At 72.7% G+C, this 19511-nt stretch carries 18 protein-coding genes and 2 riboswitches; all 18 genes read right to left on the minus strand.

Annotated features, from left to right (window positions below; genetic code table 11):
- The coding region (locus HNQ01_RS21360) for a twin-arginine translocation signal domain-containing protein (protein WP_173806537.1) at window positions 1-152 on the minus strand (152 nt) is incomplete at its 3' end.
- 169 nt (window positions 153-321) lie between these two features.
- Window positions 322-885, minus strand: a complete 564-nt coding sequence (locus HNQ01_RS21365; RefSeq protein ID WP_173807540.1) for a chemotaxis protein CheD — start codon at window positions 883-885, stop codon at window positions 322-324.
- Window positions 866-1426 (minus strand): chemotaxis protein CheW, encoded by a 561-nt coding sequence (locus HNQ01_RS21370; protein WP_173807541.1) that lies wholly within the window; start codon window positions 1424-1426, stop codon window positions 866-868. The genes HNQ01_RS21365 and HNQ01_RS21370 overlap by 20 nt, the downstream gene beginning before the upstream one ends.
- A 25-nt stretch (window positions 1427-1451) precedes the next feature.
- A complete protein-coding gene (locus HNQ01_RS21375; RefSeq protein ID WP_173807542.1) occupies window positions 1452-3332 on the minus strand; it encodes a methyl-accepting chemotaxis protein in 1881 nt (626 codons plus the stop codon).
- A gap of 18 nt (window positions 3333-3350) precedes the next feature.
- Window positions 3351-3653, minus strand: coding sequence for an STAS domain-containing protein (locus HNQ01_RS21380; RefSeq protein ID WP_173807543.1), 303 nt, complete (start codon window positions 3651-3653; stop codon window positions 3351-3353).
- A gap of 23 nt (window positions 3654-3676) precedes the next feature.
- Window positions 3677-4039, minus strand: coding sequence for a response regulator (locus HNQ01_RS21385; RefSeq protein ID WP_173807544.1), 363 nt, complete (start codon window positions 4037-4039; stop codon window positions 3677-3679).
- Between the two features lie 60 nt (window positions 4040-4099).
- Window positions 4100-4996: a hypothetical protein gene (locus HNQ01_RS21390; RefSeq protein WP_173807545.1), complete on the minus strand. Its 897-nt coding sequence runs from the start codon at window positions 4994-4996 to the stop codon at window positions 4100-4102.
- 90 nt (window positions 4997-5086) lie between these two features.
- Window positions 5087-5791 (minus strand): esterase, encoded by a 705-nt coding sequence (gene ypfH / locus HNQ01_RS21395; protein WP_173807546.1) that lies wholly within the window; start codon window positions 5789-5791, stop codon window positions 5087-5089.
- Between the two features lie 23 nt (window positions 5792-5814).
- Entirely contained in the window at window positions 5815-6888 is a 1074-nt protein-coding gene (locus HNQ01_RS21400) for a threonine aldolase family protein (protein WP_173807547.1), read from the minus strand.
- Between the two features lie 23 nt (window positions 6889-6911).
- Window positions 6912-9824: an aminomethyl-transferring glycine dehydrogenase gene (gcvP, locus tag HNQ01_RS21405; RefSeq protein WP_173807548.1), complete on the minus strand. Its 2913-nt coding sequence runs from the start codon at window positions 9822-9824 to the stop codon at window positions 6912-6914.
- A 156-nt stretch (window positions 9825-9980) separates the two neighbouring features.
- On the minus strand, window positions 9981-10352 hold the full coding sequence (gene gcvH / locus HNQ01_RS21410) for a glycine cleavage system protein GcvH (RefSeq protein ID WP_173807549.1): 372 nt from the start codon (window positions 10350-10352) through the stop codon (window positions 9981-9983).
- Window positions 10353-10449: 97 nt separating this feature from the next.
- Complete coding sequence (gcvT, locus tag HNQ01_RS21415; protein ID WP_173807550.1) at window positions 10450-11583, minus strand: glycine cleavage system aminomethyltransferase GcvT; 1134 nt, start codon at window positions 11581-11583, stop codon at window positions 10450-10452.
- Between the two features lie 79 nt (window positions 11584-11662).
- A riboswitch (glycine riboswitch) is annotated at window positions 11663-11798 on the minus strand.
- 34 nt (window positions 11799-11832) lie between these two features.
- Window positions 11833-11923: riboswitch (glycine riboswitch) on the minus strand.
- Window positions 11924-11971: 48 nt separating this feature from the next.
- Entirely contained in the window at window positions 11972-12967 is a 996-nt protein-coding gene (locus HNQ01_RS21420) for an NADH-quinone oxidoreductase subunit B family protein (RefSeq protein WP_173807551.1), read from the minus strand.
- The gene (locus HNQ01_RS21425; protein ID WP_173807552.1) at window positions 12964-14490 is read right to left on the minus strand and encodes a sigma-54-dependent transcriptional regulator; all 1527 of its coding nucleotides are present in this window, start codon (window positions 14488-14490) and stop codon (window positions 12964-12966) included. The genes HNQ01_RS21420 and HNQ01_RS21425 overlap by 4 nt, the downstream gene beginning before the upstream one ends.
- Window positions 14487-15152: a phosphatase PAP2 family protein gene (locus HNQ01_RS21430; protein WP_173807553.1), complete on the minus strand. Its 666-nt coding sequence runs from the start codon at window positions 15150-15152 to the stop codon at window positions 14487-14489. Before HNQ01_RS21430 ends, HNQ01_RS21425 begins: the two co-directional genes overlap by 4 nt.
- A gap of 18 nt (window positions 15153-15170) precedes the next feature.
- Window positions 15171-15776 (minus strand): 3'-5' exonuclease, encoded by a 606-nt coding sequence (locus tag HNQ01_RS21435; protein ID WP_173807554.1) that lies wholly within the window; start codon window positions 15774-15776, stop codon window positions 15171-15173.
- Window positions 15777-15843: 67 nt separating this feature from the next.
- Window positions 15844-16941: a hypothetical protein gene (locus HNQ01_RS21440; RefSeq protein WP_173807555.1), complete on the minus strand. Its 1098-nt coding sequence runs from the start codon at window positions 16939-16941 to the stop codon at window positions 15844-15846.
- Window positions 16938-19412 (minus strand): hypothetical protein, encoded by a 2475-nt coding sequence (locus HNQ01_RS21445; RefSeq protein ID WP_173807556.1) that lies wholly within the window; start codon window positions 19410-19412, stop codon window positions 16938-16940. Before HNQ01_RS21445 ends, HNQ01_RS21440 begins: the two co-directional genes overlap by 4 nt.
- Window positions 19413-19511 lie beyond the last annotated feature (99 nt).

Genomic DNA, 19511 nt, shown 5'->3' on the forward strand with positions numbered 1-19511 from the left:
ACCGGCGTGCGCGGCTTGGTCTCCATCGCGTGCGCGATCTGCGGCACGAAGGCCGGGCCGAGACCCAGCGAGGTCGCGGTGAGCGAGCAGTATTTGAGGAGGCTGCGGCGCGAGATGCCTTGCCGCCGCATCACTTCGTAAAACGTTTCCATGGAGGGCTCCTCGACTCGTTCCCCCTTCGATTCTGGTCGGTCATTCCACCGGAGAAGGGCCGAAGTGGTCCGGGACAGGGGTCGCATTTCGAGATTGCGCGCCGTGCCGGACCTGCTGCACACCTGCCCGGTCATGCCCGGGTGCAGGGGGGGAACGGAACGGTCGCGCTCAGCGCGGTCGCATCCGCTGGATCGTCTGCCGCGACGAGCTGCCGCGGCGTACCTCGATGCGGCCCTCGTGCAGGTCCAGCACCACGGTGCGCGGCACGAAGTCGCCGACATCGACCGCCTGCAGATCGAAGCCGTGGCGGTCGATCAGCTCGCAGCCGATGGCGATGTTGCGCTCGCCGATGTTGAAGTTCGGGCCATCCCGGCCCGGCATGGTGTCGGCGCCGCCGTAGAGATGGGTCTGGAAGTCGGCGGGTCGGGTGCCGCTGCGCTCGATGGCATGCAGCAGCAGGCCGATCGCCTCGTCGCCGAAGCGGGCGTCGGGCGGGCCGCCGCGGCGCTGTCGGCCGGGCAGCAGGTAGTGGCACATCGCGCCGATGCGCCGCTGCGGATGCCACAGCACCAGCGCGACGCACGAGCCCAGCAGCGTGCGCACCGTGCCGGCCTGGGTGCCGAAGTAGAGCTGGCCGGCCAGCAGGTTCAGCGCATGGCCGTGGCGGGGCTGCACGAAGCCGGAGACGGGTTCGCGGTGGTGTACCGCCGCTTCAGTGAGGCGGCTGCGCATGCTGGCGATGCTCGCCGATCAGCCCGACCAGGCGCTGCGGATCGAGGATCGCGGCCAGGTCGAGCTCGGGCGTGGCCTGCTGGCGGTGGCGCACCATGCTGCGCAGATGCGCCGCGTCGATGCGCGTGCCCAGCCGCGGCACCGGCTCGAGGTCGCGTTCGGCGATGTTGATGACCTCCTGCACCGCGTCGACCAGCACGCCCAGCGTCTGCGTGCCGCCGTCGTCGGGCAGGCAGACGTCGACGATGACGATGCAGGTGCGCCGGCCGATGACGGTGGCGGGCAGGCCGAGCCGGGCGCCGAGGTCGATCACCGGCACGACGACGCCGCGCAGGTTCATCACGCCGCGAACGAAGGCCGGCATCAGCGGCAGCGGCGTCATGTGGCCGACCTCGAGGATCTCGCGCACCAGGTCGATGCGCACCGCGCAGGGCTCCAGGCCGAGCGCGAAGCACAGGAACTGGTGCAGCGGCGATCCGTCGTCCTCCCGGGCCGGCTGGCCGTGACCGCGGGAGGCGGAAGCGATCGATGAGGCGATCATGGCGGGCAGGGCGTGCGGGCCGGGTTCAGAAATGACCGAAGCCGGCCTCGATCGCCATCGCCGCGCGGCCGCGCGAGCCGCTGCCCACCGGCATGGTACGGGCGCGGCGGCTGCCTTCGTCGAAGCCGCCCGAAGACCGTGCGGCACCCGTGCGGGTCGGCGCGGCGGCGCCGAAGCCGCCGTCGTCCTGCGCCAGACGGAAGAAGGCGATCATCTCCTGCAGCTGCGCGGCCTGGCCGGAGAGTTCCTCGGCGGTGGCCGAAAGCTCCTCGGAGGCCGAGGCGTTCTGCTGCGTCGCGCTGTTGAGGTGGCTCATCGCGGTGGTGATCTGGTTGACGCCCGCGGCCTGTTCGCCCGAGGCGGCCGAGATCTCCTGCACCAGCTCGGAGGTCCGGTTGATCGTCGGCACCATCTGCGTGAGCACATTGCCGGCCTGCTCGGCCATCTGCACGCTCGAGCCGGCGAGCTGGCCGATCTCCTGCGCGGCGACCTGGCTGCGCTCGGCGAGCTTGCGCACCTCGGCGGCGACCACCGCGAAGCCCTTGCCATGTTCGCCGGCGCGTGCCGCCTCGATCGCAGCATTGAGCGCCAGCAGATTGGTCTGATAGGCGATGTCGTCGATGATCGAGATCTTCGAGGCGATCGACTTCATCGCCTCGACGGTGCGGGTCACCGCCGAGCCGCCCGTCACCGCCTCGCTTGCGGCCTTGGAGGCCATGCCGTCGGTGATGTTGGCGTTCTCCGAGTTCTGCTTGACCGAAGCCGCCATCTCCTGCAGCGAGGCGGTGGTCTCCTCGACGCTGGCGGCCTGCTCCGAGGCCGACTGCGACAGCGTCTGCGAGGTGCTCGAGACCTGGCTGGCCGCGGCGGTCAGCGCGTCGGCTGCCGCCATCACGTCGCTGATGGTGCGCGACAGCTTGGTCATCGTGTTGTTGACCGCATCCTTCAGCTCGGCGAAGGAGCCGGCGTAGTGGCCCTGCACCGGCCGGGTCATGTCGCCGGCCTCCATGCTGGCCATGACCTGCTGGACCTCCTGGATCGGCTCGACGATCGAGTCCATCGTGTTGTTGATGCCCTCGATGATGCGGCGGAAGTCGCCGGCATGGCGCGCGGCGTCGGCCCGCACGTCGAGCCGACCCTCGGAGGCGGCATCGGCCAGGGTCCGGGTGTCCTCGACCAGCGCCTTCAGGTTGCTGCGCACCTGCTCGATGGTGCGGTTGATGAAGGCCTTCTTGCCGGGCAGCTGCACCATCGGCGCATCGAAGTTGCCGTCGCCGAAGGCCTGGATGCAGGCCATGGCCTGCTTCTTGACCGTGATGTGCGCGCCGACCATCGCATTGATGCCCTCGGCCATCGTGCGGAAGTCGCCGTTGAAGCGGGGTGCGTCGACCACCACGTCGATGTCGCCGCGCTCGTGCTCGGCCGCCATGTGGTTCATCTGGGTGATCAGGCCCTTGAGATTGCGCCGGACCTGCTCGATCGTGTCGTTGATGAAGGCCTTCTTGCCCGGCAGCTGCGGCATCGGGGCGTCGAAGTTGCCCTGGCCGAACTCGTGGACCACGCCCATCGCCAGCTTCTTGACCGCGATGTGCGCGCCTACCAGCTCGTTGATGCCCTGCGCCATCTGGCGCAGCTCGCCGCGGTAGCGGCTGGGGTCGATGACGACGTCGATGTCGCCCTTGTCATGCTCGGACTGCATGCGCGCCAGATCGATGCGCATCTGCGCGACGGTGTCGATCAGCTGGTTGACCGCGGCCGCGGTCGAGTGCAGGTGCGCGGGCAGCGCGGCGGCATCGATGCGCTGCGAGAAGTCGCCCTGGGCGGCGGCCTGGACGGCACGGGCGAGATGACGCTCGATCGCGTCCTGTTCGCGCTGGGCCTGGTAGATGCTCTTGATCTGGAACATGGTTGACTTCTCCGGAGGTCAGGCCCGCAGCGCGTCCAGACCGTAGCGTTGCAGGGACTCGACCACGGCGGTCGACGGCTGGAGGATCTGGAGGGTGCGGCCCGATTCGCGCAGGCTGCGCGAGAGTGCCAGCAGCAGCTGGATGCCGGCGCTGTCGCAGGCGTGCACGCCCGACAGGTCGAGGCGGCCGTCGGTCTGCGGCAGCCATTCGAGCAGGCGCTCGCGCACCGCGGCGGCCTGCACGATCGTCAGCTCGCCATCGAGGGCCAGCGCGTCGACCGGAGTCTCGGCGGGCGCATCGGCGCAGGGAATGTCGCTCATCGTCATCGCCGCCGCGGTGCCGCTCACATGCACAGACGCGAGACCGCGTCGACCAGCTGCGAGGGCTGGAAGGGCTTGGTGATCCAGGCGCGCACGCCGGCAGCCTTGCCCTCGGCCTTCTTGGTGTCCTGCGACTCGGTCGTCAGCATGATGATCGGCGTGAACTTGAACGGCCCGGCCTTGACGAAGCGCGCGAAGCTCAGCCCGTCCAGGCGCGGCATGTTGACGTCGCAGACGATCAGGTTGGGCTTGTGCGCCTCGAGCTTGCCCTTGGCGTCCTCGCCGTCGACGGCCTCGACGACTACGTAGCCGGCCTTCTGCAAGGCCAGCTTCACCACGGTCCGGAAACTGCTCGAATCGTCGACGACCAGAATGGTCTTGCTCATGAAATCACCTCGGTCGGGGGCTGTTGTTCAGGGGTGTCGTGCCGGAAATGCATCAGGGGATCAGAAGAACTCGATGCCGGAGGGGGCGGGCGGCGTGCCCGCGACGCCGCTGCCGTCATGCAGCAGCTGCTGCTCGCGCATCGTGTAGGAGTGCTCGAGCTGGGCCAGCCAGCGCATCGCGTCGGCATGGGTGGCGTGCTCGTTGCTGGCCATCCACTCGATGAAGCGCTGCATGTCGGCGGCCACGCCGTGCAGCATCTGGCTCATGCGGTCCTGGAACTGCAGGCCGACGAGCACCTGCTCGAGGTCCTGCTCGATGCGTGCGCTCATGCCGCGGATGGTGTCGGCCATCGCGGTGGCATGGCCGGGGGCGGTGTCGGCGAGCAGGCGATCGAGGGCCTGCGCGGCGCGGCTGCGTGCCTGGTCCTGCTGCGCGTGATCGACGCGCAGCTCGGCGGCGACCTGCCGGGCCAGCTGCGCCAGCGTCTGGCGGGTGCCGTCGAGGCGCTGCAGTCCGCCGGCCAGCGCGGGATCGGCGCCGGCCAGCACGCTGGCCTCGCGCAGCGAGCGCTCGACATCCTCGATCTGCAGCAGGCCGTCGGAGAGCTGGGCGAGCAGCTGCTCGCGGCGCTGGCTGGCGAGATCGACCTGGTCGACCAGCTCGCCGAGGATCTCGTCGCGGCGCTGGACCCAGTGGCGCGAGACCAGCGGCGCGACCGTCTCGTCGGCCTGTCGGCTGACCTCGGTGACGCCGTCGCACAGCTGGGAGAAGGTCTCCAGCAGCCGGCAGACGCCGTCCTCGACCGCGACGCGCGAGGCGTCGACATGACGCTTCCAGACCGGAACGACCTCGGCGACCATCAGGCGCGGGCCGTCGCTGACGGGGGCGTCATCCGCACGATCGGGGACCGGGGGCGCGGTCGGTGCGGCGTCTTCGTGCTCAGGCTGCATGGGCATGTCGGGTCGGGTGGGAGGGCGCATTCGTGCCCCCGCACTGTGACCCGCCGGCGCGATGCCCGATCGGCCGAATTCGGGACCGAATCGTCCTCAGTTGTCCCCGGAGGGCGAGGGGGCGCCGGCGCCCATGGCTTCCTTCCAGATCCGGACCGGCACATGGTGCGTCAGCCGGAACAGCGCCCGGTCGACCAGCGCCTCGTGCACCTCGTGGCCGACGCCATCGGCGATGTCGAGCGTGGCGTCGCCGCCCTCCAGGCCGGAGAGATGCTCGAAGGCGGCGCGAGAGTTCGACGCGGCGATCACCGCGTCATCGCTGCCGTGCAGGAAGTGGTAGCTGGTCAGCGGCGAGATGGCCTCGGGCAGACGCGCGTAGCGGCCCGAGAAGGCCAGCACGCGCCCGGCCAGGCCGGGCACCGCCGCGCAGGCCTCCAGCGCCATGATCGAGCCCTGCGAGAAGCCGATCAGCGCGGTGGCGGCCTCGCCGATGCCGAAGTGGCGCTGGCAGGCGCGGACCAGCTCGACGAAGGCCGGCAGCGCCGCGCGCACCCGCGCCGGGCGGTCTTCTTCGGTCACGCCCTGGATCGAGAACCACTGGCGCCCGGCCAGCGCCGGATTGGCGTCGAAGGGCTCGACGCCGTCGGGCAGCACGAAGGCCGCGGCGGGAAAGGACTCGCGCAGCGCATGCGCCAGCGGCACGAGATCCTGCGCGCTGGCGCCGACGCCGTGCAGCAGGATCATCAGCTGCTTCGGGGGCTCGCCGGACTCGGGCAGGATCTGGATCAGTCGGATGTTCATGGCGCCGACTGTACGCCAGCCGCTCAGCGGCCGCAGGCCTGGCGGATGTCGGAGGCGAAGGCGTCGACCGACTCCGGCCGGGTGTCCCAGCTGCACATGAAGCGGCAGCCCCCGCCCGCGATGAACTGGTAGAAGCGCCAGCCCTTGGCATGCAGCGCGTTCACCGCCGGCTGCGGCAGCCGCGCGAAGACCGCGTTGGCCTGCGGCGCGTGCAGCAGCTCGACGCCGGGCACCTCGCGGAGGGCCGCGTGCAGCCGTGCCGCCATCGCGTTGGCGTGGCGCGCGTTGGCCAGCCAGGTGTCGTTCTCCAGCAGCCCCAGCCACGGTGCCGAGATGAAGCGCATCTTCGACGCCAGCTGGCCGGCCTGCTTGACCCGCCAGGCGAAGTCCTCGGACAGCGCCCGGTCGAAGAACACGACGGCCTCGCCGACCGGCAGGCCGTTCTTCGTGCCGCCGAAGCAGAGCACGTCGACGCCGGCGCGCCAGGTGATGTCGCTCGGGTGGCAGCCCAGCGTGGCCACCGCGTTGGCGAAGCGCGCGCCGTCCATGTGCACCTTGAGGTGGCGGCGCTTGGCGATCGCGGCGATCGCGCGCACCTCCTCGACGCTGTAGACCGTGCCCAGCTCGGTGGCCTGGGTCAGGCTCACCACCTTCGGCTTCGGGTAGTGGATGTCGTGGCGCTTGGTGACCAGCGACTCCACCGCGTCCGGCGTGAGCTTGCCGAGCCGCGCCGAGGCGCTCTCGGACTCGCCCACCAGCAGCTTCGAGCCGTTGGAGAAGAACTCCGGCCCGCCGCACTCGTCGGTCTCGATGTGCGCCACCGGGCTGCAGATCACCGAGTGGTAGCTCTGGCACAGCGAGGCCAGCGCCAGCGAGTTGGCCGCCGTGCCGTTGAAGACGAAATAGACGTCGCAGTCGGTCTGGAAGAGCTCGCGCAGTCCTTCCGAGACCTGCTGCGTCCAGCGGTCCTCGCCGTAGGCCGGCTCGTGGCCGCTGGTCTGCGCCTCCATGAACCAGCGCGCGGCGTTCGGGCACATGCCGGCGTAGTTGTCGCTGGCGAAGTGCTGCTGGGGCAGGGCGGGGTCGGAAGGCGTCATCGTCAGGTCTCGTCAGGGCAGGTTCAGTTCGACTCGAACGCGCTCATCGGCACGCAGGAGCAGAACAGGTTGCGGTCGCCGTGCACATTGTCGACGCGGCCCACCGGGCTCCAGTACTTCGCGCGGCGCAGGCTGGCCACCGGGTAGGCGGCCGTCTCGCGGCTGTAGCCGTGCGTCCACTCGCCCGACAGCAGGCTGGCGGCGGTGTGCGGCGCGTTCTTCAGCGGATTGTCCTCGCGCGGCCAGGCGCCGGACTCGACCTGCGCGATCTCGGCGCGGATCGCGATCATCGCGTCGCAGAAGCGGTCCAGCTCGGCCAGCGGCTCGCTCTCGGTGGGCTCCACCATCAGCGTGCCGGCGACCGGGAAGGACAGCGTCGGCGCGTGGAAGCCGTAGTCGATCAGGCGCTTGGCGACATCCTCGGCGCTGATGCCCGACGAGTCCTTCAGAGGGCGCAGGTCCAGGATGCACTCGTGCGCCACGCCGCCGCCCTGGATGCCGTCGATGCCGCCGCTGAAGTGGATGTCGTAGTGGTCGGCCAGACGGGCGGCCACGTAGTTGGCGTTCAGGATCGCGGTCTCGGTGGCGGCCTTCAGGCCCTCGGCGCCCATCATGCGGATGTACATCCACGAGATCGGCAGCACCGCCGCGTTGCCCAGCGGCGCGGCCGACACCGCGCCCACGCCGCCCTCGCGCGCCTCGCCGGCGGTCGCGTGACCGGGCAGGAAGGGCACCAGGTCCTCGACGACGCAGACCGGGCCGACGCCGGGGCCGCCGCCGCCGTGCGGGATGCAGAAGGTCTTGTGCAGGTTCAGGTGGCTGACGTCGCCGCCGAACTCGCCCGGCGCGGCCAGGCCGACCAGCGCGTTCATGTTGGCGCCGTCGACATAGACGCGGCCGCCGAAGTCATGCACCAGCTGGCACAGCTCGCGCACCCGCGGCTCGAACACGCCGTAGGTCGACGGGTAGGTGATCATGATCGCCGCCAGGTTCGCCGCGTGCTTCTCGCACTTGGCGCGCAGGTCGTCGAGGTCGACGCTGCCGTTGGCGTCGCACTTCACCACCACCACCTGCAGGCCCACCATCTGCGCCGAGGCCGGGTTGGTGCCGTGCGCGCTCTCCGGGATCAGGCAGATGTTGCGGTGGCCCTCGCCGCGCGAGGCGTGCCAGCCCTGGATCGCCAGCAGGCCGGCGTACTCGCCCTGCGAGCCGGCGTTGGGCTGCAGGCTGATGCCCTTGTAGCCGGTGGCCTGGGCCAGCCAGCCGGTGAGCTGCGCGTTCAGCTCGGCGTAGCCGGCGAGCTGCTCGGCCGGCGCGAACGGGTGCACCTGGGCGAATTCCGGCCAGGTGATCGGGATCATCTCGGAGGTCGCGTTGAGCTTCATCGTGCACGAGCCCAGCGGGATCATGCTGCGGTCCAGCGCCAGGTCCTTGTCCGAGAGCGCGCGGATGTAGCGCAGCATCTCGGTCTCGCTGTGGTGCGTGTTGAAGACCGGGTGCGTCAGGAAGGCGGAGCTGCGCACCAGCGCGGCCGGGATCATCGGCGCGACCGTGTCGGCCAGGGCGGCCAGGCTCGGCAGCGGCTGGCCGTCGGCGAAGACCGACCACAGCGCCTCGACGTCGGCGCGGGTCGAGGTCTCGTCGAGCGAGATGGCCAGCGTGTCGGCGCTGGCGGCGCGCAGGTTGCGGCCCGCGGCCACCGCCGCGGCCATCAGCGCGTCGCGGCGATCGCCCACGGCGACCTGCAGCGTGTCGAAGGCGCTGTCGTGCAGCAGCGTCCAGCCCAGCGCCTTCAGGCCCTCGGCCAGGATGGCGGTCAGGCGGGCGACGCGCTGCGCGATGCGGGTCAGGCCCGCCGGGCCGTGGTAGACCGCGTACATGCTGGCGACCACCGCCGGCAGGACCTGCGCGGTGCAGATGTTCGAGGTGGCCTTCTCGCGGCGGATGTGCTGCTCGCGGGTCTGCAGCGACAGGCGGTAGGCGGGTGCGCCGTGGCTGTCGATGCTCACGCCCACCAGACGGCCGGGCAGCGAGCGCTTGAACTCGTCCTTCGTTGCCATGTAGGCCGCGTGCGGGCCGCCGGCGCCCATCGGCATGCCGAAGCGCTGCGTCGTGCCCAGCGCGATGTCGGCGCCCAGCTCGGCCGGCGGCGTCAGCAGCGTCAGCGCCAGCAGATCGGCGGCGACGATGGCCAGCGCGCCTGCGGCGTGGGCGGCGTCGATGATCGGGCGCAGGTCGCGCACCTGGCCGTTCACGCCCGGGTACTGCAGCAGCACCGCGAAGGCCGGCGCCTCGGCCAGCGACGCGGCGATCTCGGTCGCGTGCACCGGGTCGACGGTGATGCCCAGCGGCCTGGCGCGGGTGCGGATGACTTCCAGCGACTGCGGCAGCACGTCATGCGCGACGACGAAGCGGGTCGACTTCGACTTGCCCACCCGCGCGGCCAGCGTCATCGCCTCGGCCGCGGCGGTGGCCTCGTCGAGCATCGACGCGTTGGCGATCGCCATGCCGGTCAGGTCGGTGATCATCGTCTGGAAGTTCACCAGCGCTTCCATGCGGCCCTGGCTGATCTCGGCCTGGTAGGGCGTGTAGGCGGTGTACCAGGCCGGGTTCTCGAGGATGTTGCGCAGGATGACGCCCGGCGTGTGCGTGCCGAAGTAGCCGCAGCCCAGGTGCGAGGTCAGCACGCGGTTCCTGCCCGCCAGCGCCTTCAGTTCAGTCAGCGCCTCGGCCTCGGTCAGCGGCGCGGGCAGGTCCATCGGCGCGGGCCGCGCGATCGAGGGCGGCACGATCGCGTCGATCAGCGCACGGCGGCTGGCCGGACCGATCGACGCCAGCATGCGGGCTTCGTCGGCCGCGTCCGGGCCGATGTGGCGCGCGGTGAACTCGCGCGGGTTCTCGAGGTCGCTCAGGCGGGGCAGGGCGGGAGTCGTCATGGCGGTGGCGTCGTCGTCGGGCAAAGGCGCGGCCCGGGCCGGGCCTGCGGGCAGGCCGGCCGCAGGGCGGTCAGGCGGGAGGAGAAGGGGGCGGGGCGGCGGGAGCGCATGGCGTGCGGTTCATGCGGATCGCACCAGGCTCCCGCGCCGCCGGCATCAGCCCTGGGTCAGGGCGTCGTAGGCGGTGGCGTCCATCAGGCCGTCGAGCTCGGCCGCATCGCTCACCTTGATCTTGAAGAACCAGCCGGCCTTCAGCGGGTCGGTGTTGGCCAGCGACGGGTCGTCGCGCAGCGCCTCGTTGACCTCGACGATCTCGCCCGACAGCGGGGCGTAGACGTCCGCCGCGGCCTTGACCGACTCGACCACGCCGGCGATGTCGCCCTTGGCGAAGGTGGCGCCGACGGCCGGCAGGTCGACGAACACCACGTCACCGAGCGCGTCCTGCGCGTGGACGGTGATGCCGACGATCGCGGCGGCGGTGTCGGTGGCGTCGATCCACTCGTGGTCCGGGGTGTACTTGATGCTCATGAGGGGCTCCTGGAGCGCATCCCGCAGGATGCGGATGGTTCGTTCGATCGGTGAAATGACGGGCTGAGGACGGCCGCCGCGGCGGCCGACGCGTGCTTCAGCCGCGGAAGTATCGGTGAGGCGCGAAGGGCATCGCGGTGACCTGCATCGGCACGCGCTTGCCGCGCACCTCGGCGAACAGCGCGGTGCCGACCGCCGCCAGCGCGGTCTCGACGTAGCCCATCGCGATCGGCTGGCCGACGCTCGGGCCGACCGTGCCGCTGGTGACCTGGCCGACGCGGCTGCCCTCGGCGTCGAGCAGCGGCGCGCCCTCGCGCACCGGCAGCCGCTCCAGGCCCGCCAGGCCGACGCGACGGCGCGAGGCGCCGCCGGTCAGCTGCGCGCCGATCACCTCGGCGCCGGGGTAGCCGCCGGCGCGCTCGCCGCCCGGGCGGCGCAGCTTCTGGATCGCCCAGACCAGACCGGCCTCGACCGGCGTGGTCGCCGTGTCGATGTCGTGGCCGTAGAGGCACAGGCCGGCTTCCAGGCGCAGCGTGTCGCGGGCGCCCAGGCCCGCGGGCGCGACCTCGGGCTGGGCCAGCAGCGCGCGCGCGAGTTCCACCGCCTGCGCGGCGGGCACCGAGATCTCGTAGCCGTCCTCGCCGGTGTAGCCCGAGCGGGTGACGAAGCAGTCGGCGCCGGCCAGGCGGAAGTGGCCGCCGGTCATGAAGGTGAGCGCGGCCACGCCGGCGTCCAGGCGCGCGAGCGCGTCCACCGCCTTCGGGCCCTGCAGCGCCAGCAGCACGCGCTCGGGCTCGGGGATCACCTGGCAGCGCGTGCCGATCTGCGCCTGCAGATGGGCGATGTCGGCGTCCTTGCAGCCGGCGTTGACCACCAGGAACAGGTCGTCCTCGCGGCGGGTGACCATCAGGTCGTCGCGCAGGCCGCCGGCGTCGTTGGTGAAGAAGGCGTAGCGCTGCTTGAGCAGGCCCAGGCCGGCGATGTCCTGCGGCACCAGCGTCTCCAGCGCCGCCGCGGCGTCGTCGCCCACCAGGCGCACCTGGCCCATGTGCGAGACGTCGAAGAGGGCGGCGGCCTCGCGGCACTGGCGGTGCTCGGCGATGATGCCGGCCGGATACTGCACCGGCATCGCGTAGCCGGCGAAGGGCACCATGCGGGCGCCGAGTTCGAGGTGCAGCGCGTGCAGCGGGGTCTGCAGCAGCGGGGCGGAGGCGGCGGGAGCGTCGGACATCGGGCGGCTCGCTTTCGTCGAGGTCGAGGGCAATCGGGTCATCGATCTTGAACGGATCGGTCCATCGTCGATCGATGGTGCTGCCCTCGCTGTCCGCTTTACCTGAGAGATTGACGCTGCACGATCCAGGCGGATCGCGTGGCGCTTGCCCCTTCGGTGGACCGCGTCGCCTCGCCTGCTGGCGCTGCCCGCGGTCTCTCTCCAGTGAGGTGTCGGCCGCGCGTTCTTCGGGTCGCGCGCGGCCGCTTGCCAGTCCTTCTGCCTGAGCGTTCGAGATCGGGGTTTCAGTCCCGCCTCTGCGCCTTCGGCGGCCGCGCTCGGGGGCGCGGCTCTCTCCTGGCGGCGCGCAGTTTAACCGGGGCGGCGGCAGGCGCCAAGCCGGAGGTGCCTATCTCCGCCCGGTCTTCCGGATCTGCGGCGCCACGACCCGGTGGTCGGCGGTGGCGTTCTCGCGCACCCGGCGCGGGGTGGCGCTCTTCGACAGCGAGGCCAGCGCGACGAACCAGGCCTTGGGCATGTCGGTGGGCAGGCCCACCGGGATGCCGGCGATCTTGGGCGTCTCGGCGAAGGCATGGCCGGGGTCCTGGAAGCCGGGCTCGGTGCAGGAAATGCAGGCGTGGCCGCCGCGGGTGCAGCTGCCTTCGCCGTTCCACAGCCGGGTGTTGCAGTCGGCATGCGCCTGCGTGCCCTTGCAGCCCATGTGCTCCATCATGCAGCCGAGGTCGGAGGGCTTCTCGGCGCTGGCCTTGAACTCGTAGAACTCGTTGCGGGTGCAGCCGTGGTGCACCAGCTGGTCGGCATAGAAGCGCGGCCGGCCGAGCGCGTCGAGGTCGCCGGGGCCGAGCAGGTCGGCCGCCAGCGCCATCAGCGTCTCCAGCACCCAGCCCGGATGCGTCGGGCAGCCGGCGATGTTGACCACCGGCAGGCCGGAGCGGCTGCGGAAGTCGGGCCCGAGCAGGCCGCCCGGGCGCGCGTCGTCGTGCTGCAGACCGGTGGCCTCGGTCGGGTTGCTGCCGGCCGCGGTCACGCCGCCCCAGGCCGCGCAGGCGCCGACGGCCACCACATGGCGCGCCACGCCGGCCAGCCGCCGCACCCAGTCGATCATCGGCACGCCGGTGCCGGCCAGCACGTGGAAGCGCCCGCTGCCGTTCGGCCCGCGCAGCAGCGCGCCCTCGACGCACAGCGCGTCCAGCGCGATCCGGCCGGCCAGCAGGTTGTCGAGCAGCGCGACCATGTCCGCCCCGCTGGCCAGCGACAGCGAAGGATGCCAGAGCAGCCGGATGCCCGCGCCCTCGAGCTGGCCGGCGAAGTCGGCGGTGTCGGCGCACAGCAGCGACATCGAGCAGCCGCCGCAGCCGCCCGACTGCAGCCACAGCAGGTTCATGGCAGGTCCCCGGCCGATGCGGGCGCATCCTCGAGCTGGAAGCGTCGCAGCTTGGCGCGCAGCCCGACGCGCGACAGGCCCAGCTCGGCGGCCGCGCGGGTCTTGTTCCAGCGGTGGCGCAGCAGCGTCTCGCGCAGCACCATCGCCTCGATCGCGTCCAGGCGCTCCTGCAGCGTGCCGCTCTGCGGCAGGCCGGGCAGGTTCAGGCCGGGCGCGCCGGCCGGCGCATGGCGGCCGGTCTGGCCGTGCAGCACGGTGGCGGAGAAGTCGTGCGGCGCGATCCGGCGGCCGTCGCCCAGCACGATCGCGCGGGCGATCTCGTTGCGCAGCTCGCGGATGTTGCCCGGCCAGGGGTAGGCCATCAGCACCGCGATCGCCTCCGGCCCGATGCCGACCTCGGGCAGGCCGAGTTCGGCGCCGACCTCGCCGACGAGCCGGCGCGCCAGCGGCGCGATGTCGCCGGCCCGCTCGCGCAGCGCCGGCATCTGCAGCGTCATGCCGGCCAGGCGGTAGTAGAGGTCCTCGCGGAAGCGCCCGGCGCGCACCTCGTCGTCGAGCCGGCGGTGCGTCGCGGCGATCACGCGCACGTCCACCGGCACCGGCCGCGGCGAGCCCACCGGTCGCAGCTCGCCTTCCTGCAGCACGCGCAGCAGCTTGACCTGGAAGGCCGGCGAGGTCTCGCCGATCTCGTCGAGGAAGACGGTGCCGCCGTGGGCGCGCTGGAACAGGCCGACATGGTCCTCGAAGGCGCCGGTGAAGGCGCCGCGCTTGTGGCCGAACAGCTCGGACTCGAGCAGCGTGTCGGGAATGGCGGCGCAGTTCTCCAGCACGAAGGGGCCGTCGGCGCGCGGGCTGGCGTAGTGGATCGCGCGGCCGAGCAGCTCCTTGCCGGTGCCCGACTCGCCCAGCACCAGCACCGGCAGGTCGAAGCGCGCCACCCGCGCGGCCATCGCGCAGACCGCGTCGAGCGGGCTGCCCGGCGTGCGCTCGATGCGCTCGAAGCCGAAGGTGGCGCGCGCCTGCGCCAGCCGGTCGCCGCGGCGGGTGCGCAGCGCGGTGGTGCCGGCGCGCAGGTCGAGCTCGAGCCGGCTGACGCCGCGCTGCAGCGTGCGCGCCTCCACCGCCTGGCGCACCGTCTGCAGCAGGTGGTCGGGCACCCAGGGCTTGAGGATGTACTGGTAGATCCCGGCCTCGTTGATGCCGCGGATGATGTCCTCGCTGTCGGTGTAGCCGGAAATGACGATGCGCACCGTCTCCGGCCAGCGCTCGCGCACCTCGCGCAGGAACTCCACGCCGGTCAGCCCGGGCATGCGCTGGTCGCACAGGATGACCGCCGCCTCGTGGCGCTCGAGCAGCGCGCGCGCCTCCTCGGCCGAGCTGGCGCACAGGATGCGGAAGTCCTCGTCGAGCGTGCGGCGCATCGCGTCCTGCGAGCGCACCTCGTCGTCGACCAGCAGCACCAGCGGCAGGTCGGCCTCGTCGGGATCGGCGTCGTCGAAGGGCAGGGAATCGGGGGCGTTCATGGCGGGTCCGATTGTGTCGTGCCCGGGTAGCGCCCGCATCCGCAGATGCGCGAGGCCCCGCCTGTCGCTCGGGCCAGCGCCAGCACCCAGACCGCGGCCATCAGCGCGCCGCCGATCAGGTCGGTCGGCCAGTGCACCTGCAGCTGCAGCCGCGTCGCCGCGACCGCGCCGGCCAGCATCAGGCCCGCGGCCAGCCAGCGGGCGGCCGGGCGCGGCCGGCCGGGCTGCAGCCACAGCGCCAGCACGAGCGCCAGCGCCTGCGCGGTGTGCGCGCTCGGGAAGCTGGCGTCGGGCGGCAGCGGCAGCCCCGTGGGGAAGAGGTCCGGACGCGGGCGCATCACCCCCAGCTTGACCGCGTGAACCAGCAGCGTCGTGCCCAGCAGCGCCGCCGGCACGAAGGCCGCTTCGTGCCAGGGCCGCTGCCTGCGGCGCAGCCAGGCCGCCCGCGCCAGCGCCGCCGGCAGCAGCAGCGCCAGCGAGCCGGCCCAGGTCAGCGTGGCGGCCAGCCGGTCGGCGGAGTCCGAGCGCAGCGCGTGGAACAGCGCCAGTCCGGCGCGGTCCGGCGCGAGGGTGCGACAGGTGCCGGAGCCCGGGCACAGCGCCAGGCCGGCCGCCAGGCCCAGCATCAGCGCCAGCAGCGCACCGGCCAGCAGCGTGCGCACGCAAGGGCGCCGCGGCATTCAGCGCCCGGTGGCCAGCAGCTGCGCGACCCGCTGCTTCGGCAGCGACTGCACCCGCATCAGCCAGTCGGGGTCGCAGCGGCCGCGCCCGTCCGTGCCGCGCAGGTCGGCCTGCATGCGCCCGAGCAGGTGCGCGGCCATCTCGGCGTCGGCCAGCGCCCGGTGCGCCTGGCCGGTGGCGGGCAGGCCGTGGTAGTCGGCCAGCTCGCCCAGGCGGTGGCTGGGCGCGTCCGGATAGAGCCGGCGCGACAGCATCACGGTGCAGATGAAGTCGTGCGGCGCCGCCAGCCCGGCCAGCGCCAGCTCGGCCTGCCAGAAGCGGCGGTCGAAGGCGGCGTTGTGCGCGGCCATCGGCAGCTCGCCGACGAAGCGCGCGGCCTGGCGCATCACCTCGGCGGCGGGCGGGGCGTCCGCGATCATCGCGTTGGTGATGCCGGTCAGCTGCGAGATGAAGCCGGGAATGCGCCGGCCGGCGTTCATCAGGCTCTGGAAGCGCTCGACCGGCCGGCCGTCCTCGAGGATGACGATCGCGACCTCGGTGGCGCGGTCGCCCAGCGCGGGCGAGCCACCGGTGGTCTCGAAGTCGATGACGGCAATGCAGGACATGAAGGGCAGCGGGCAGCGGAGAAGGCCGCGATCATGGCAGATCGCGCCCGGTGCCGGTCCGGCCGGCTCAGCGCGAGGGCAGGTCGGTCCCGATCTGCAGCTGCATCGAGCGGTGCCCGCCGCCGCGCAGGTCGCAGCCCAGCTGCAGCGACCAGCCGCCGCGCTCGACGCCGAAGCCGATGCGGCGCTCGTGCAGGCGCCATTGCGCCGACAGGCCCCAGTCGCCGGCCCGGCCCTGCCAGCCCAGGCGCGGCAGCGCGCCCCAGCCCGGCAGCCAGACCAGGCCGGCCTGCAGCCGGCCGAGCCCCTCGCCGCGCCAGCCGATCTCCAGCGTGCTGACCGGCGCGAGCGTGCGCCGCCAGGAGGGCTGGCGGTTGCGGCCTTCGACCAGCGGCCGGTAGCTGACGAAGCCGTCGGCGTCCAGTCCGGCCTGGTCGGTCGAGAGCTGCGCCTGCTGCTGCGGCAGACCGCGCCAGCGCAGCCAGCCCGCGTCCTGCCAGCGCAGCTCGCCGTCCCAGGCGCCGTCGCGCAGCGCCAGCCGCCCGCCCAGCAGCAGCGCCCAGCCGCGTGCGGCCATCGGCTGGCGGAACGGGAAGTCGAGCCGGTCGTCGATCTCGAGGGAGCGCAGCTCGGCCTGGTAGCGGCCCTCGGCCTGGCGCCAGCCGGCGCGGCCGTCGATCTGGCGCGCGCCGACCCGCTGCAGCGCCAGCGCCTGCGCCGACAGCGCCAGCGTCACGCCCGGGGCCGGCACCAGATCGCGCGTGCCCAGCTCCAGGCCGGCGCCGGCGAAGCCGAGATGGTCCAGGTCGACGCGCCAGTCGCGGTCGCGTCCGGGCGTGCCGCCGGTCTCGACCTGGCGCGCCAGATCGAGCGCGCCCTCGCTGGCGATGGCGATCGCGCGCTGGCGCGCCAGCAGCGCGATGCGCGCGCCGTCGTCGCCGCGGCGCTCGAGCCGCAGCTCGTCGAACAGATAGCCCAGATTGCGCCCGGCGCGCGGATCGAGCGCGCGGGCGGCCTCGTCGTCGCCGAGCCGGCCCAGCGCCAGCGCGTCGACATGCCGGTCCGAGGCCAGCGAGAGCCGCCAGCCCGGCGCGGCCGGCTGCGCGTGGGCCGCCGCGGCGGCCGCCAGCAGCAGCGCGGCCAGGCGCGGCGGCATCCGGCTCACAGGCCGATGTCCAGCGAGACGAAGCTGCCGTCGGTGAAGGTCAGCATCCGGGTGGCGGCGTCGATGCGGCCGATCAGCGTGTCGCCCGACTTCAGCTCGGCCGAGCTCGGCTGGCCGGTCCAGCCCAGCGAGAGCCTGCTGGTGGCCTCGCGCAGCATGAAGCGCGCGCCGCTGCCGTCGCTGCCGGGCGTCGCGGTGCCGGAGACCACCATGCGCGGCGCGCCGCCCACCAGCGTGCGGTACTGGAAGCTGACCGCGTCGGGCTTGTCCTGGTCGCTGTGCATCGTCGTGCCGAGCGTGAACTCGAGCACCGGACGCTGCGGCGCGGTGACGGTGCCGGTCAGCGTCAGGTCGACGCCGAAGCGGTTGCTGGCGCTGTCGGCCTCGCGCTCGTCGTAGCTGCCCGCGCCGCTGATGCGCGCCTCCAGCGTGCCCTTCAGGAACTCAGTGCTCACCCCGTCGCTGGTGGTGCGCAGCGCGCCGCTGAGCTGGCCGAAGGTCGGCACCCACGATTCTCCCGAGCGGGTCAGCACCACGTCCTTGAGCCTGAGCGTGCCCTCGAACTCGGCGCCCGGCGTCGTCCACAGCAGGTCCAGGTCGGCCAGCGTGCCCACCGGCGAGCCGCCGGCCGTCAGCGTCGACAGCGCGAGCTGGCCGCGGCGCAGCGTCAGCGTGCCGATCTCGGTGCTGGCGTCCGAGTAGGCCTTCAGCGTGCCGCTGACCGCGTAGGTGTCGCTCTGGCTGCTGGCCGACAGGCCGTCGGCGGCGGTGGCGATGCTGCCGCTCAGCGCGATCGCGTGATGGTGGCTGCCGAACGTGTTCGAGCCCTTGGCGAAGCCGCCGGGCAGGTCGCCGGCGAGCGTGAAGCCGCGGATCGCGCCCAGCGCATCGAGCGTCGGAACGAGCCGGCCGGTGGATGCCTCGAGCGCCGGCTGCAGCACGGTGTTGGCGGTCACGGTGCAGCTGGTGCCGGCGTAGTTGCAGCTGCTGATGCGCTGGCGGGCGCGGCTGCTGTAGGCGAAGCTGCCGTCGGCCTGCGGCTCCAGCGTGAAGCCGTGCACCCACTCGGTGGTCACGATCGCGTTCTGCGTGAAGCTGCGCGAGCTGCGGTAGACCGCGCGGCAGCCGATGACCCGGGCGTCGGCCGAGCCGGTGGCGCGGGTGCTCAGGTCGGTGGCGGTGAACAGGCCGCAGGCGCCGGCGATCTGGCCGCCCTGGCTGTCGCCGCCGCGGCTGCGGGTGGTCTGCGCCGAGCGGCCGGCCATCAGGTCGTTGTAGAGGTCGACGCCCATGAGCATCGTGCCGGCGTCCTTGACCAGCATGTCGACCGGCACCTCGACGCCTTCCATCGCGCTGCGGAAGCGCCAGGCCTGCACGTTGGCCGCACCGCCGGCCAGCGAGGAGGCCCCGCCGCGGCTGAACATCGCGCCCCAGTCGCTGCGGATCTCGTTGAACAGCAGCCTGGCCGCGGCGATCGCGGTGGCGGTGGAGTCGGTCGTGCCGCCGGAGCCGCTGCCGCCCGAGGCGGTCGCCGGCGTGCAGCCGCTGTCCTTGCAGCCGAGGTTGGCGACCACGCCGGCGAGCAGGCTGCCGGGAACGCTGCCGCTGAGCTTCGGCGTGGTCAGCACCGTGCCCAGCGCGGTGTTCAGCGCGCCCGAGACGTCGACGGTCGTGCCGCCGCTGCCGGTGGCCAGCTTCAGCGACGAGGTGCTGGACGAGGCCGACAGCGCCTCGACGACGCAGCGGGTGCGCGCGCCGGCATCGTCGCCGCTGCAGCCGAGCTGGCCGCCGGAGGCCATCTGCGACACCGCCGCGAGCATGACGGCCATCTTCTTCTCGTCCTCGCTCTCGGCCGAGCCGACCGGGCGGGCGCTGACCGCGGTCGGGTCGAAGCCGAGCAGCTGGGTGACGGTCGAGACGGCCTGCGCGGTGTTGCTGGCGCTGATGCCGCCGCCGGCGCGCTCGGCCGCGGCGACCACCATCTCGCTGAACGGCGTGATGCTGGCGCTGGTGGTGACCGTGCCGGCCTGCGACGGCGTGATGACCGAGCGCATCGAGAAGCCGGCCGGCAGCGGCTGCGCGGTGCCGGTGACCTCGTCGAGGTGGGTGGTGCTGCCGTCGGCCTTGGCCGAGACGCGCACCACGTAGGGCCGCGAGACGGTGGCGTCGAAGCTCAGGCTGTAGCGGCCCTCGGCGTCGGTGGTGGTCGCGGCCAGCGTGGTCGTCAGGTCGACCGAGCCGTCGGCCGCCACCGGATGCACCTTCACGTCGGCGTTGGCCATCAGGCCCTTGGAGGCGATGCCCGACAGCGCCACCGCGCTGGTCGTCGCGGTGCCGCCGCCTGTGCCGCCGTCGCTGCCACCGCCGCCGCCGCAGGCGGCCAGCACGGCCGCGGCGATCAGCGTGGTGCCCAGGGTCAGCGGCCGCCGGGCGAGGCGGGTCGGGGTGCGTGGGGTCTTGAAATCGTTCATGGCGTCCTCGAGGTCCGGGAAGCGGCGCGTTCCGGGGCGAGGGCTCCCGTCGCGCTGCCGGGGAACCATATCGGTGCGTCGAGGCGGGCCATGAGTCGA

The organism is Sphaerotilus uruguayifluvii (genome assembly GCF_013294065.1).
Classification (GTDB): domain Bacteria; phylum Pseudomonadota; class Gammaproteobacteria; order Burkholderiales; family Burkholderiaceae_C; genus Sphaerotilus; species Sphaerotilus uruguayifluvii.

What these genes read in the sequence shown, in the direction of transcription:
- HNQ01_RS21400 (WP_173807547.1), bottom strand. Translation starts at nt 6,888, where the DNA reads ATGACGCCTTCCGACCCCGCCCTGCCCCAGCAGCACTTCGCCAGCGAC.
- HNQ01_RS21380 (WP_173807543.1), bottom strand. Translation starts at nt 3,653, where the DNA reads ATGAGCGACATTCCCTGCGCCGATGCGCCCGCCGAGACTCCGGTCGAC.
- gcvP (WP_173807548.1), bottom strand. Translation starts at nt 9,824, where the DNA reads ATGACGACTCCCGCCCTGCCCCGCCTGAGCGACCTCGAGAACCCGCGC.
- HNQ01_RS21445 (WP_173807556.1), bottom strand. Translation starts at nt 19,412, where the DNA reads ATGAACGATTTCAAGACCCCACGCACCCCGACCCGCCTCGCCCGGCGG.
- HNQ01_RS21425 (WP_173807552.1), bottom strand. Translation starts at nt 14,490, where the DNA reads ATGAACGCCCCCGATTCCCTGCCCTTCGACGACGCCGATCCCGACGAG.
- gcvH (WP_173807549.1), bottom strand. Translation starts at nt 10,352, where the DNA reads ATGAGCATCAAGTACACCCCGGACCACGAGTGGATCGACGCCACCGAC.
- HNQ01_RS21390 (WP_173807545.1), bottom strand. Translation starts at nt 4,996, where the DNA reads ATGCCCATGCAGCCTGAGCACGAAGACGCCGCACCGACCGCGCCCCCG.
- ypfH (WP_173807546.1), bottom strand. Translation starts at nt 5,791, where the DNA reads ATGAACATCCGACTGATCCAGATCCTGCCCGAGTCCGGCGAGCCCCCG.
- HNQ01_RS21375 (WP_173807542.1), bottom strand. Translation starts at nt 3,332, where the DNA reads ATGTTCCAGATCAAGAGCATCTACCAGGCCCAGCGCGAACAGGACGCG.
- HNQ01_RS21370 (WP_173807541.1), bottom strand. Translation starts at nt 1,426, where the DNA reads ATGATCGCCTCATCGATCGCTTCCGCCTCCCGCGGTCACGGCCAGCCG.
- gcvT (WP_173807550.1), bottom strand. Translation starts at nt 11,583, where the DNA reads ATGTCCGACGCTCCCGCCGCCTCCGCCCCGCTGCTGCAGACCCCGCTG.
- HNQ01_RS21385 (WP_173807544.1), bottom strand. Translation starts at nt 4,039, where the DNA reads ATGAGCAAGACCATTCTGGTCGTCGACGATTCGAGCAGTTTCCGGACC.
- HNQ01_RS21435 (WP_173807554.1), bottom strand. Translation starts at nt 15,776, where the DNA reads ATGTCCTGCATTGCCGTCATCGACTTCGAGACCACCGGTGGCTCGCCC.
- HNQ01_RS21365 (WP_173807540.1), bottom strand. Translation starts at nt 885, where the DNA reads ATGCGCAGCCGCCTCACTGAAGCGGCGGTACACCACCGCGAACCCGTC.
- HNQ01_RS21420 (WP_173807551.1), bottom strand. Translation starts at nt 12,967, where the DNA reads ATGAACCTGCTGTGGCTGCAGTCGGGCGGCTGCGGCGGCTGCTCGATG.